Below are 12,342 nucleotides of genomic sequence, written 5' to 3'. Positions count from 1 at the left end.
ATCAGTGCGAAGGCGCCGTGGAGGGCGACAAATGTCCACAGCCCGCCGAGTTGGAACCAGCGGGTGAAGTCCCACTGTGCTTCCGGGCCCCACAGGAACAGCAGGGAGTGTCCGAGGCTGTTGGCTGGGGTGGAGACTGCTACGGTGAGGAAGTTGGCTCCTTCGAGGTAGGAGCTTGCCAAACCGTGGGTGTACCAGGATGTGACGAAGGTGGTGCCTGTTAACCAGCCACCGATGGCTAGGTAGGCGCAGGGGAATAGCAGGATGCCAGACCAGCCTACGAAGACGAAGCGATCGCGTTTGAGCCAGTCGTCGAGTACATCAAAGATGCCTCTTTCGGTCTGGGCGCGTCCGACTGCGATTGTCATAAAAAATACTCGGTAAGTGGGAAACTAAGTGGGTTGACCCTACAGAGGAAAACGACCCTTCGACTACGCTCAGGGCATCGCACGAGCGGTTTTAACCGCCTTGAATCTTTCTTTACCATTACCGCCTTAGAGTTGCTTGATTTGGTGTACTTTTGTAATGTACTTTGAGTGGGACAGTTACCACCTCAAACCTTGCAACCCTGTACGCATAATGTTTGCTCTTGTGGAGCCTCCCTTTCGGGGTAATGTTCGCTTCGCCAATGTTATAAGAGCTTGTTAGACTTGCAACACTGTCCCAGTGACCTTAAGACTGTTTAATTGCAAATGACAGAGCGGAAAACTAGCGTCGCATTCTCCGGTGTCGTGACTCAAATAACGTAGCCAGTTAAGGCTTAGGCTGCTCAGCACAGCTTGCTTAATCGCTCTTACAAGCTCAGTCCGTTTAGGGCTGGGTTACTGACTTACGCAAATCTCCAAAGGGATATAATTACAACGGATATTTTTCTAGTCTGTAGTCTCTAACCGTTGCCTCTGCTTAGCAGAAAACGAGTTGGATTATGAACAGACTTTACTTTTCTTTACCGTAATCAAGATTATAGAGGTAATTCTTTACAATTGCAACTATTTCTGAAAAAACTTCCGGATCTTGATTTGTCCGAAGTCGCGGAAGTCCCAGAAGCCCCTGAAGCCCTCGAAGTCCCCGAAATCTTTGCCCTGCATTTGGGAACTTCTACTGTAGAGGAGTCTCTGCACTTGGCGTCAGAAGCCCGGTGGCTTGGTAGATATATCGCCCTCAACCTCTGATTTTTCTAAGAAACTGGGTGTCCGTGGGTAAGTCCTATATATATACTGAGGATAGAGCTCCAAACTTAGGTTTTTAAGACTATATGTTCAGCATTGACATCATTGTGAAAAATACGCCCGTCTCGCTGTCGGTGCAGCGGAAGTTGGAGGCGGACGCTGAGACTGTTTACCAGCAGGTTCTGGAGGCGATTCGCAACTCCCAACCGCAAATTTTGGAACTCACCTGCGAGAAAAATCCTGAGAAAAAGGTGGCTGTCGTCAGCAGCGAGATTTCTGGGGTGGTGGTTTCTCAGAAATCGGGGGCGTCATCTACAGGCAGATCCCCTGGTTTTGTCTCGATGACAGCAGAATGAGGGCTGGGGGTGTTGGTGCCGATATGAGCCCGTCAGCCGTTGCTGTGCGGGATTTGGGTTTTTGCTGGCCGTCGGGCGATCGAGTGTTGCAAGGTTGCTCTCTGGATGTACCCAAGGGCGAGTTTTGGATGCTTTTGGGCACTAACGGCAGCGGCAAGTCTACGCTGTTGAGGCTGATGGCTGGGCTGCTGCACCCCCAGTCGGGGGAAATTGATCTGAGTGGGCGGGTGGGTTTTGTGTTTCAAAACCCCGATCACCAATTGGTGATGCCGACAGTGGGTGCGGATGTGGCTTTTGGTTTGGTGGAGGAAAAGCTTTCTAACGTTCAGGTGCGGGAGAGGGTGGCGGAGGCTTTGGAGGCTGTGAATTTGCTGGATTTGCAGCGACGGCCGATTTATGCTTTGAGTGGGGGACAGAAGCAGCGAATTGCCCTGGCTGGGGCGATCGCCCGTCACTGCGAAATTCTGCTGTTGGACGAACCGACGGCTTTGTTAGATCCTGATTCTCAGTTGGATTTGGTGGCGGCGGTGCAGCGATTGGTGAAAAATCGCGGGATTACGGCTTTGTGGGTGACTCACCGTTTGGATGAGTTGAATTATTGTGATGGGGCTTTTTTGTTGGAAAAGGGTCAAGTGGTCGATCGGGGAGATCCGGGGCGTTTGAAGCAGCGGTTGATGCAAAGTCAAGATGTTTAGCTGTTAAGCAATTTGAGTCATAGTCGCGGCCGGGGCGGGTTTATCTGAATTTCTCACTTGTGTTGTAGATTAGGGTGAACCCGCCCCTACGGTATTTGTGATAATTAACCCGATAAGCTGTTCGACATCTAAATTGCATTTTTTGTGCGGGCGAGACGCCCACCCCACAACAACTTTATCAAGTTTTGACTGTGCAGTTTAAATGCAGGACAGCTTATAATCTAACTAAATTCACCGCAATCCTCGATCGCGCAACCAAGCATCTGCCCAAATTGTATCGGCTTCTGACAGTGGTGGTATGACTTCCCAGTTTCGATAATCTATCTTGAGGTCGTAACTTGCTATGTCGTAAATTTGAGTGAATAATTCCTGCAAATTGATTATAGGTTCGGTATCGCCCGATCGCAGTGGTAAAGGAAAGGCAGGCAGCGGGTTCTGCACGTTAAAAGCGTACAAATCTGCTCTGGGACGGCGATTTCCCCGACACACCAAAACGCTATAGTGGCTTTCAATGTCATTGCCAATAACTGGCATTTTTTGACCGCGCCGCAATAAATCTATTTCAATTAAATGAGTGCGGCTACCTAAAATCTCTTCTCGCTTTTCCTCGTACATTTGCCGTCCTTTGCCTGTGCGCTTATTGCTAGGCGAGAGGATTTCAATCAGGGTGATTAATTCTTGGTTTCCTCTTTCTCTAATTTCTAAATATCCTTCCCGAACCTGGTAAGGCATGGGAATATTTACTGTCAAGGGTTGTGTTGGTGGCGCTGCAACGGCTACGTTTGATGTTATTAATTCGGTTGTGGTTCTTGGCTGAATTACGTTTACATCAGGAATGCCAATTGATAAATTGTCGTCAGCGGTTTCATACATTCTCACTTCTACAGACACTAAATACTTAGGACGCAGTTGGGGAGATAATAATCTGGCAATTTCAATAATTAGCCAGTGGTGTAGGGCAGGCCAGAGTTCGGGATGCTCTAAATACGGGTCCATACCGGGAAAGGGAGATGGCATTGATGTGACTCCTTGACTCAAGTCTATTTATAGTTTAGCAACATTTCAATTCAATATTTGTGGAACAGGCATCTTGCCTGTTTTTTGGGCGGGCAAGATGCCTGTTCCACAACATATTTTAATGTTTGTGGAACAGGCATCTTGCCTATTTTTGGCTTAAACTTCGATCGGCAATTCTGTTGCAATTGGAACGCTGTTTTCATCTAACACGGACACCGCATTTACGAACACAATTGTATGCGGGACTGCGGGCATTAAACGGCGCAGCGCTTTGAGGTAAGATTCGGCATCGGGGCGGCGGGCGAAACGGGCGACTGTTAACTGCTGACAGTTGGGGAGGTGGCGAATTAGATGCCAAGGTTGAAGTCGATCGCGATATGTCGATTGTTTTGGTATCATAAGAAAATCCTTCCCACTTTTGTGGGTGGTGAATGAAAGGCGATCGCTCTAGATTTCTCAGGTCCGAGGGCGATCGCTGTTAACTATCTTTATTAAAAGATATGAGCATAGCTGCTGTCAAGCATAAATGGGATTAATTCGGTTGCGGGTTCGAGAACTCGCTGAGGAAAAGGGTTGGACGCTCAAAGAAGTCTCTGACAGAACGGGAATTCCCTACAGCACGGTTAAAAAATACGCCCAAGCTCCCAAAATGGCAACGGTGGACTATACGGCTTTGCAGAAACTTGCTGCTGTCTTCGATTTGATGATCGAAGATTTAGTGGAGGTTTTGGAACATTGAACTGATTTGTCAGCGGGAAGATGGGGTTAATTCGGTTGCGGGTTCGAGAACTAGCGGAAGAGAAGGGTTGGACGTTGAAAGAAGTTTCTGAGCGATCGGGCATTCCTTACAGTACCGTTAGAAGTTATGCCCATTCTCCCAAGTTGGCAACTGTAGATTATACAGCTTTAAACAAATTGGCTCGTGCGTTTGATATTGCGATCGAAGATTTAGTTGAGATTTTGGAATATTAAGTGCGCTCGGGTTTTCTTGCTCTTATTTCGCGCCCTAGCGCTTACGCGCGGCTTCGCCTAACGCGTCTTCGCGGTTCGTTAAATAATATCAGGACTTACGCATGGGGCCCAGAAACCGGGTTTTTTCCAGAATACTTCGTTACAGCGCAAAGACTCGATAAAAACCCGGTTTCTTTGTCGGAGTGCATAAGTCCCGATCGCATTAAAAAGAGGTAAGTTGCTATTTGTCGTTGGGTGGGGGCGGGTTTTTGAGATTGTCTGTCTGTGTCGTAAATGGTTGGTGAACCCGCCCCTACAGGTCGATCGAGGATGTGCGATATCTCAGATTTTACGGTTGATTCCCCTACTTCATCTCATATCCAAACAAATTCGGATCGACTTCTCCCAAATTCAAATCGGCCAAACCGTACTCTGCCCAACGCCTTTCTACCATCGCCGCCACATCAGGATCGGACTCCAAAACTTCCCCCCATTCGTGCTCGGTTTCCGGCGGCATCTTCGTAGTAGCATCAATCCCCATTCTGCCTCCCAAACCGAGTTTTTCACTGGCAAAATCTAACGTGTCAAAGGGCGTATTCGGCAGAATAAATACATCGCGAACTGGATCGACTTTAGAACTAATTGCCCAAACTACTTGACGCGGGTCGCGAATGTTGATACTTTTATCGACAACAATCACAAACTTAGTGTAAGTAAACTGCGGTAATGCACTCCAAAATGCTAAAGCAGCCCTGCGCGCTTGACCGGGATATGCTTTATCGATCGAGATAATTGCCGCTTTATAACTCAGCGCTTCCATTGGTAAGAAGAAATCGACAATTTCCGATACTTGCTGCCGCAAAATAGGGGTATAAATGCGGTTAAGGGCGATCGCCATCATTGCTTCTTCTTTCGGCGGCCGCCCGCTAAATGTGGTCAGATAAATCGGGTCTTTCCGGTGCGTCATGCAGTGGAACCGCACCAACGGCGAATCTTCCACGCCGCCGTAATAACCCATGTGATCGCCGAAGGGCCCGTCGGGCAGAACTTCACCGGGGGTAATCGTTCCTTCTAACACAATTTCCGAGTCCGCCGGTACTTCCAAATCTACGGTTTTGCACTTCGCCAACTGCACGCCGGAACCGCCGTAAAGTCCGGCAAATAACCATTCCGATAAATCTACAGGAATTGGGGTTGCTGCGGCGAGAATAATCAGCGGGTCAACTCCAAGGGCGATCGCAACTTCCAACTTTTTACCAGCCTGCGCCGCTTTCCGCAAGTGCCGCGCCCCGCCCCGCACCGATAACCAGTGTACAGTCATCGTGTTTTTTGACTGCTGCTGCAACCGATAAACCCCCACATTCGGCGTGCCCGTTTCGCAATCTTTGGTAATTACCAAACCCAACGTGATAATTTTGCCCGCATCTCCCGGATAAGGGCGAATCATCGGGATTTTGTTCAAATCCAGCCCTTCTCCTTCAATTACCACTTGCTGGCAAGCTGGGAAAAAGTCGCGGCCGGGTTTGGCTTTCACTACGTCGAACAGCACTTTGCCGAATTCTATCGCTTGGGAAATCTTTTTCGGCGGTTTCGGCTGTTGCAGCATTCCCAGTTTCTTGCCCAATTCCTCCAATTCTGCGGGCTTTTCCATGTTCATCGCCCAGCAAACGCGCTCTTCCGTACCCAACAGGTTAATGGCGACGGGGAATTCTGCCCCTTTGACGTTTTCAAACAGCAGTCCAGGGCCGCCTTTTTGCAGCATTTGGTTGGAAATTTCGGCAATTTCGAGGTCGGAATCGACTAAGGCGCTAATCCGGCGCAGTTGTCCCCGTTCTTCGAGTAGTTTTAGGAATCCCCGCAAGTCTCTTGCCATTTTTTTTAAGAATTGTTAACGTTCTTTTGTTATTATGAGCCGATCGACTGCCACAAGTTAAACTGCGATGATAAGTTAATCGAAAATCCCCGATACTCGTTCGATAGATATTGAAAAATCCCCGACGATCGCCTGAGCGATTTCGTAAAAACGGTCGTTCTCGCAGCCAACAGTTTTATCGGTCTCAACCTAACCGCCAACAATTGTTTGAGGCTTTGCTACCGCCGTCTAGCAGTAGGTGCGGGGAAGGTGCGATGGCCGACAAAAGCTCAGAGTGCGATCGGGGTCTAGCTATTTTGCTCCTAGACGCAGAAAACTTGAAACTTGACGTTAATGCTGAAAAATTTTTAGCCAGTTTGTCTGGCTATCCCCTACAAGTTAAAATTGCTTTTGCTAACTGGAAACAGCCTACTACGGGTAAGCTGGATGCTGAACTTTACGATCGCGGTTACGAACTAATTCACGTTCCGGGCGGTGCTAATAGTGCTGACGGTAAAATGATTGCTTTTGGCGCTGCTATTTTATACCGCTATCGGGATGTAAAACAAGTTTTTGTCTGTTCTTCGGACGGTTTGTTAAATCACCTTTGCAATCAGTTGCAAAATCAGGGATTGACTGTATTTCGGGTGCGACGACAAAATTCGGTTTTGTCTGTAGAAAACTGTCAGAATGGCGAGAGCAAGCACTATTCTTGCAAAAGGGAACAGGAAGTCCCTAGTTTTGAAGAATTGGCTAATCAAGTTGCAGAGTTGTTGAAGGCTGAACACAAATCTATTGAGGAGCGAATCGCTCGTTTTTATAGTGTGGCTGAGCTTTTTCAAGAGCGTCACACTATTGTTTTCCCTTCTAGAAATTCTCCTGCTGCACTGTCGGAGTCAGCGGAAGACCAAATTTATTCTGGGACTAAAGAGCGTGTAAATCCTCTTGTCGTGAATCTAGATATTGAATCCAAAAAAGTTCCCGAAATCAAGTCAGCAAACTCAATTGGGATTAATTCGCTGGCTGCTTTAGAAAAAATACTTATAGCAATGATTGCGAAAGCGATAGTTGAGTTAAAACAAAATGCTATCCCCGTCACAATAATCAAAAAACAATTTTATACTAAATATCAGTGTCATGCCGATTTAATTGTGAAAAAAATTTTGCCTGATTATAGTCTAATTACTTTTTTAAAATCGCGTCCGTCTGTTTTCAAAATGGAATTGTTCGGTAACGAACATCAAGTGGCGATCGCTCCCAAAGCAGCAGCTTCAAAAACAGAGTCCTCAGTCGCCCTGGAAGCATCTATAGCAAATATTGTACTGGCATTAACTGCTAAATCTCCAGGCAATTACATTGGCATTAACCAGGTAGCCACCGAATTTCACAAGCAATACGGTCAACCAATTACTAAAAAACTGAAATCGCTGCATTTGGGTAGCAATTTTCACGATTTTTTGCAGTCATGCCAAAAATTTAAAGTTCAGAAAAAGGGTAAGGAGCATCAAGTGGCGATCGCACATTCAGCTCCCTGATGTATTTAATAAATTAGGTTTACGAGTCTTCGGTATGAAAATTTAATCTATTTTTAACCAAAATTTAAGACAAGCTTATTCTTTTATTATTTAATCTATTTTTAACCAAAATTTAAAACAAGCTTATTCTTTTAGATCCCTTTCTTTGAGGGTTTCAGTCTATCCTAGGTCGTAGATTTACAAAGTCGGCTATTAAGGGAGAGGAGGAATATGAATTTTTTCACAGGACGTTGGCGACGTAGTTTTATAGTGACACTAGCAGCAGCAGCATTTTCGCTGACTTTGATTAGTTCCGCTGTAGCTGCTGTAACCCTAAATGGTTCGGGAGCAACTTTTCCCAAACCGCTTTACGATCGCTACTTCTCTCAGATGAGAAGTGCAAATCAAATTACTATAAACTACGAAGGAACTGGCAGCGGTGCTGGCATCAAAGCATTAATTACAGGCACTGTTGATTTCGCAGGCAGCGACGCGCTGATGACTGCTGCACAAATCGCTGAGGTAAAGCGCGGCGTTATGGCGGTTCCGACTGCTGGCGGTGCTGTTGCAGTTGTTTACAACTTGCCCGGAGTGACCAATCTGAGGCTAAATAAGGATGCCATGAACGGCATCTTTGAAGGCAAGATTACTCGCTGGAATGATGCGAAAATAGCCGGAATTTCTGGACAAGCTAAAGGCTTGCCAAATACTCCGATTCGAGTAGCTGTACGGGCGGACAGCAGCGGTACTAGCTTTATTTTTGCTAATCATTTGCAGGCAACTGGTAGCAGCATCAAAGCAGCAGCTCAGCCGAGTTGGCCAGGGAGCCCTGTCAGCGGTCAAGGAAACCCCGGCGTAGCTGCTTTGGTGAAGAATACAGCGGGTGCGATCGGCTACGTTCAAGATACTTTTGCTCGGCAAAATAATCTCCAAACAGCATTTATTCAAAATAAAGCTGGCCGATTTGTAGAGCCTAGCTTGGCTGAAGCAGAGAAAGCTTTAGCAGGGGAAACATTCCCCGCAGATTTCCGCTTAGTAGAAGGCAATCCTAACGACGGTTATCCGATTGTTGGTTTGACTTGGCTGTTAATCTACAAACAGTATCCTGCTGCGAAAGCAGAGGCTATTAAAAAGATGGTTAATTGGGTGATGACTACAGGTCAAGGTATCAACAAACAGCTAGAGTTTACTCGGATTCCTTCAGCTACAGCTCAAAAGGTGGTTCAAGCAGTTAATCAGACTGTGATTGCCAGAGGTTAATTCCGGCTTTTCAGAGTAATGAAGTTTGAGTTAAATGTATGGCTCAGCACTCATATTTTGTATAGCAATATTCCCGATCTATGAGTGCCAATAAATCTGCGCTTTTCCCGCAGTCCGGCAGGGATTTAAATCCCTGCCTCATAGCGAAATTCCTCGCTATGAGGACTAGGAATAATGACTGATGTAACAAGTTCCGCAGAGATTTAATCTCTACCTTATACCGAAAGTCCTCAAGTCCTCGCGAAGGAGAGCTGGTAATAATAGACTATCCATAAAGTTGGTTTTTACCCAGATTTATTTTGGGGAATTCCAACAGTCCTCTTGAGAGGATTTTCGCTTTGAGGCGGGGGTTTAAACCCCCGCCGGACTATGGGAATACGAGAGCGTCCTGCTGCTGGCTAGCAGGATAAATGCGTACCCTACAAGCTTGTCTTTCGATCGAATATTTCGCTTTTTACGCACTAATTCGGGTATGACTAATATTTCAAAAAAATCGAAAAAATTGACTCGCCAATCGCCCGGAATAAACACAGAAGTAGATTTGACAGATACTGCTGGTGAGGGTTTATGGATGGAGTCAGGATTTACACTATTTGTATGGGGTTTTGCCCTAGTGACAGCGGGTACGTTGTTTTGGATGAGTGCGGTAATTTTTAAAGATGCTTGGCCTGCTATTAGCGAATTTGGACTCTCCTTCTTGTGGAATCCCAAGTGGGATATCGGCGAGTTGCAGTTTGGGGCTTTGCCGTTTATTTACGGTACTGTAATTAGTTCTGCGATCGGCATAATCATCGCACTTCCTTTAGGGCTGTCAGTAGCTATAGTTACTAGCGAGAACTTCTTGCCCGTTTGGATGCGATCGCCCTTGGGATTCATGGTTGAATTAATCTCGGCCATTCCCAGCGTGATAGTTGGGCTGTGGGGAATTTTTGTTTTGATTCCCTTTTTGTTGCCATTGCAGCAGTCATTGTTCGATAATTTCAGTTGGTTTCCCCTGTTGGGCAGCGAACCTTTAGGCCCCGGAATGCTGCCCGCTGGAATACTTTTATCGATTATGATTTTGCCCACAGTAGCCGCCATCAGCCGCGATGTATTGATGTCAGTTCCAGTAGATTTGCGAAGTGCTTCCATGTCCCTGGGTGCCACCCGCTGGGAAACAATATTCAAGCTGTTATTACCAGCAGCTAGTTCGGGGATTATCGGGGCCACCATATTAGCATTGGGACGCGCATTAGGCGAAACAATGGCAGTCACAATGGTGATTGGCAACTCGATTCAAATTAACCCATCCCTGCTCGCTCCCAGCTACTCAATTCCTGCTGTTTTGGCAAGTCAATTTCGGGAAGCTGTCGAACCGCTGCACACCGGCGCTTTGATGTATTTAGCCTTAATTTTATTTGTGATCACTTTGTTGGTAAATGCGATCGCAGTATTGTTAGTTCAGCTAATTGGCGCCAAAGGAGCTAAAAATTAACATCATCGAAAGCAACTTGGTCACAAGCCGCGCCACCGGATTTATCCGCTAGTTCAATAATTCAAAATCTAAAATCTAAAATCTAACATCTAAAATCGCATGACTCAAGCACAAAGTTCAAACAGCATTCTGGATGCAGAAATCAACAACCCCCTGTCGCTAAGCCGAACTCTTTTCAGCCGGGGAATGACAGTTATCGCTTTCGCTCTGACAGCTCTGGCCCTGCTCCCTTTGTTTGCTATTTTATACAAAATCTTGGGGGAAGGACTCACACATTTAAGCTGGGAAGTGCTAGTGTCTCTACCAGCACCCGTCGGAGTAGAAGACCAGCCAAACGGCTTCGCAAATGCGATTCTCGGCACTGCTTTAATGGTAGGAATTGCTACATTAATCAGCGTACCCATAGGCGTAATGACGGGAATATTTTTGTCAGATTTTGGTAGAGAAAACAAAGCGGTAGCCAATAGTATTCGCTTTATCACCGTCATTCTCAGCAGCGTTCCCTCGATCGTAGTTGGCGTCTTTTCCTACGCCCTAATCGTCGTTACCACCAAAGCATTTTCATCCTTAGCAGGCGGTTTTGCCCTCGGCATCATCATGCTTCCAGTGGTTGCTCTGACAACAGAACAAGCATTAAAATTAGTGCCTACTTCTTACCGCCTCGCTTCTGCCGGTTTAGGAGGCGGACGCTTTCAAACTATGTTTCGCATTATCATACCCTCAGCACTTCCAACTATTACCACAGGTATTTTACTCGCTGCTTCCCGGGCTGCCGGCGAAACCGCACCGCTGATTGTAACGGCGTTGTCGAGTCAATTTTGGCCTCCTTTAGTTGATAAATTGGGCGAGATAATGCAGTCTCCTATAGGTGCAGAAACTATCTCAAAACTCAAAGAAATTCCCGATACACTGCTGACTCCGACTCCTTCTATGTCGGTATTAATATATAGCTACGCCAGCTCTCCTTACAAAGAGCAGAACGAATTGGCGTGGACTGCTGCCTCTGTGCTTTTGGGCATGGTTTTGATTGCTAGCGTCGCATCCCGTACAGTAACTCGGAAACGCTTGCAAAATCGATAAATCAATAACTCAAGTGCATCTATCCGTCAAATATTAACAATATAACCGGGCAAACAATGAAACCTAAAGCTAACTTGAAATCCGAAAAGCATACAGATAAATTCCTAGAAGATGTCACCCCGGAAATTGACCCCAATGCCATGCCAGCACTGCGGATTCAGGACTTGACTTTCTATTACGGAACTCACAAAGTCTTAGAAAATTTATCGATGAATATCCCTCACCCGCAAATTACGGCGATTATTGGGCCTTCAGGTTGCGGCAAATCTACCTTTCTTAAAGCTCTCAACCGGATTGGTGAATTGGAAGGAAAAGTTCAAATTAAAGGAAAAGTAGAGTTTTTTGGACAGGATATTTACAGCCCCAAAGTCAACATTAATAGTTTGCGCCGCCAAATTGGGATGGTGTTTCAAAGACCCAATCCTTTTCCGCTGAGCATCTACGATAATATTGCTTATGGGGTGAGAATTTTTGGTCGCAAAAGCAAAGCAGAATTAGATGAAATTGTGGAATCTGCACTCCAAAGTGCGGCGCTTTGGGATGAGGTGAAAGACGATTTGAAGAAATCGGCTCAGGGGATTTCGGGGGGACAGCAGCAGCGACTTTGTATTGCTCGCGCTTTGGCTGTGAAGCCGAAAATTTTGCTGATGGATGAGCCTTGTTCTGCTTTAGATCCGATTTCCACGATGAAGATTGAGGAGTTATTTCAGACTCTGCGGCAGCAGTTAACTGTTGTGATTGTGACGCACAATATGCAGCAGGCTGCTCGCGTTTCTGATTACACGGCATTTTTTAATACTGATGAAAGCCGCATCGGCCACCTGGTTGAATTTGGGCCGACAAGTCGGATTTTTACTTCTGCAGGCCATGCGAGTACGAGAGATTACATTCAAGGCCGTTTCGGTTAATTTACATCTTGAACCTCTTTCAGAACAGGCTTTCGGGCCTGTTCCACAACAGACAAATATTATTGT

General features: G+C 46.3%; 13 protein-coding genes and 1 pseudogene. 10 read left to right on the top strand and 4 right to left on the bottom strand.

Features of this window, described 5'->3' with window-relative positions; all coding sequences use genetic code 11:
- Positions 1-368 (bottom strand): annotated as a pseudogene (locus QUA50_RS20005) (photosystem II D2 protein (photosystem q(a) protein)); the annotation flags it as partial.
- A gap of 651 nt (positions 369-1,019) precedes the next feature.
- Between QUA50_RS20005 and QUA50_RS20000 the strand changes: the two are divergent.
- The 3 genes from QUA50_RS20000 (at position 1,020) to QUA50_RS19990 (ending at position 2,220) form a co-directional block, all read left to right on the top strand.
- The gene (locus QUA50_RS20000; protein ID WP_333266135.1) at positions 1,020-1,172 is read left to right on the top strand and encodes a hypothetical protein; all 153 of its coding nucleotides are present in this window, start codon (positions 1,020-1,022) and stop codon (positions 1,170-1,172) included.
- Between the two features lie 83 nt (positions 1,173-1,255).
- Positions 1,256-1,525, top strand: coding sequence for a hypothetical protein (locus QUA50_RS19995; RefSeq protein ID WP_333266137.1), 270 nt, complete (start codon positions 1,256-1,258; stop codon positions 1,523-1,525).
- Complete coding sequence (locus QUA50_RS19990; RefSeq protein WP_445243179.1) at positions 1,522-2,220, top strand: energy-coupling factor ABC transporter ATP-binding protein; 699 nt, start codon at positions 1,522-1,524, stop codon at positions 2,218-2,220. Before QUA50_RS19995 ends, QUA50_RS19990 begins: the two co-directional genes overlap by 4 nt.
- 231 nt (positions 2,221-2,451) lie before the next feature.
- On the opposite strand, the gene QUA50_RS19985 is transcribed toward QUA50_RS19990, so the two are convergent.
- Both QUA50_RS19985 and QUA50_RS19980 read right to left on the bottom strand, forming a co-directional pair.
- Positions 2,452-3,237 carry a DUF4058 family protein gene (locus QUA50_RS19985; protein WP_333266141.1) on the bottom strand — a complete coding sequence of 262 codons (786 nt, stop codon included), beginning with the start codon at positions 3,235-3,237 and terminating at the stop codon, positions 2,452-2,454.
- 156 nt (positions 3,238-3,393) lie between these two features.
- The gene (locus QUA50_RS19980) at positions 3,394-3,636 is read right to left on the bottom strand and encodes a hypothetical protein (protein ID WP_333266142.1); all 243 of its coding nucleotides are present in this window, start codon (positions 3,634-3,636) and stop codon (positions 3,394-3,396) included.
- 127 nt (positions 3,637-3,763) lie between these two features.
- On the opposite strand from QUA50_RS19980, the gene QUA50_RS19975 reads away from it, so the two are divergent.
- Together QUA50_RS19975 and QUA50_RS19970 are read left to right on the top strand one after the other, a co-directional pair.
- On the top strand, positions 3,764-3,976 hold the full coding sequence (locus QUA50_RS19975; RefSeq protein WP_333266144.1) for a helix-turn-helix transcriptional regulator: 213 nt from the start codon (positions 3,764-3,766) through the stop codon (positions 3,974-3,976).
- Between the two features lie 20 nt (positions 3,977-3,996).
- On the top strand, positions 3,997-4,209 hold the full coding sequence (locus QUA50_RS19970) for a helix-turn-helix transcriptional regulator (RefSeq protein WP_333266146.1): 213 nt from the start codon (positions 3,997-3,999) through the stop codon (positions 4,207-4,209).
- A gap of 343 nt (positions 4,210-4,552) precedes the next feature.
- Here QUA50_RS19970 and QUA50_RS19965 read toward each other — a convergent pair whose 3' ends face one another.
- Positions 4,553-6,061, bottom strand: a complete 1,509-nt coding sequence (locus QUA50_RS19965; RefSeq protein WP_333266148.1) for a UbiD family decarboxylase — start codon at positions 6,059-6,061, stop codon at positions 4,553-4,555.
- A gap of 110 nt (positions 6,062-6,171) precedes the next feature.
- On the opposite strand from QUA50_RS19965, the gene QUA50_RS19960 reads away from it, so the two are divergent.
- From QUA50_RS19960 to pstB, 5 genes are all read left to right on the top strand, one after another.
- A complete protein-coding gene (locus QUA50_RS19960; protein WP_333266150.1) occupies positions 6,172-7,575 on the top strand; it encodes an NYN domain-containing protein in 1,404 nt (467 codons plus the stop codon).
- A gap of 210 nt (positions 7,576-7,785) precedes the next feature.
- Complete coding sequence (gene pstS / locus QUA50_RS19955; RefSeq protein WP_333266152.1) at positions 7,786-8,814, top strand: phosphate ABC transporter substrate-binding protein PstS; 1,029 nt, start codon at positions 7,786-7,788, stop codon at positions 8,812-8,814.
- A 472-nt stretch (positions 8,815-9,286) separates the two neighbouring features.
- Positions 9,287-10,288, top strand: coding sequence for a phosphate ABC transporter permease subunit PstC (pstC, locus tag QUA50_RS19950; RefSeq protein ID WP_333266154.1), 1,002 nt, complete (start codon positions 9,287-9,289; stop codon positions 10,286-10,288).
- 99 nt (positions 10,289-10,387) lie between these two features.
- A complete protein-coding gene (gene pstA / locus QUA50_RS19945) occupies positions 10,388-11,368 on the top strand; it encodes a phosphate ABC transporter permease PstA (protein WP_333266156.1) in 981 nt (326 codons plus the stop codon).
- Between the two features lie 56 nt (positions 11,369-11,424).
- Positions 11,425-12,276 carry a phosphate ABC transporter ATP-binding protein PstB gene (gene pstB, locus QUA50_RS19940; protein WP_333266158.1) on the top strand — a complete coding sequence of 284 codons (852 nt, stop codon included), beginning with the start codon at positions 11,425-11,427 and terminating at the stop codon, positions 12,274-12,276.
- The last annotated feature ends 66 nt before the right edge of the window (positions 12,277-12,342 follow it).

The sequence above is a fragment of the Microcoleus sp. M2_D5 genome (assembly GCF_036701935.1).
GTDB lineage: Bacteria > Cyanobacteriota > Cyanobacteriia > Cyanobacteriales > Microcoleaceae > Microcoleus.
Note: the sequence above shows the minus strand (reverse complement) of the source record. Positions and strands in the feature narration are given on the sequence as shown.

What these genes read in the sequence shown, in the direction of transcription:
- QUA50_RS19965 (WP_333266148.1), bottom strand. Translation starts at nt 6,061, where the DNA reads ATGGCAAGAGACTTGCGGGGATTCCTAAAACTACTCGAAGAACGGGGA.
- QUA50_RS19970 (WP_333266146.1), top strand. Translation starts at nt 3,997, where the DNA reads ATGGGGTTAATTCGGTTGCGGGTTCGAGAACTAGCGGAAGAGAAGGGT.
- pstB (WP_333266158.1), top strand. Translation starts at nt 11,425, where the DNA reads ATGAAACCTAAAGCTAACTTGAAATCCGAAAAGCATACAGATAAATTC.
- QUA50_RS19975 (WP_333266144.1), top strand. Translation starts at nt 3,764, where the DNA reads ATGGGATTAATTCGGTTGCGGGTTCGAGAACTCGCTGAGGAAAAGGGT.
- QUA50_RS19980 (WP_333266142.1), bottom strand. Translation starts at nt 3,636, where the DNA reads ATGATACCAAAACAATCGACATATCGCGATCGACTTCAACCTTGGCAT.
- QUA50_RS19985 (WP_333266141.1), bottom strand. Translation starts at nt 3,237, where the DNA reads ATGCCATCTCCCTTTCCCGGTATGGACCCGTATTTAGAGCATCCCGAA.
- pstS (WP_333266152.1), top strand. Translation starts at nt 7,786, where the DNA reads ATGAATTTTTTCACAGGACGTTGGCGACGTAGTTTTATAGTGACACTA.
- QUA50_RS19990 (WP_445243179.1), top strand. Translation starts at nt 1,522, where the DNA reads ATGAGGGCTGGGGGTGTTGGTGCCGATATGAGCCCGTCAGCCGTTGCT.
- QUA50_RS19995 (WP_333266137.1), top strand. Translation starts at nt 1,256, where the DNA reads ATGTTCAGCATTGACATCATTGTGAAAAATACGCCCGTCTCGCTGTCG.
- pstC (WP_333266154.1), top strand. Translation starts at nt 9,287, where the DNA reads ATGACTAATATTTCAAAAAAATCGAAAAAATTGACTCGCCAATCGCCC.
- pstA (WP_333266156.1), top strand. Translation starts at nt 10,388, where the DNA reads ATGACTCAAGCACAAAGTTCAAACAGCATTCTGGATGCAGAAATCAAC.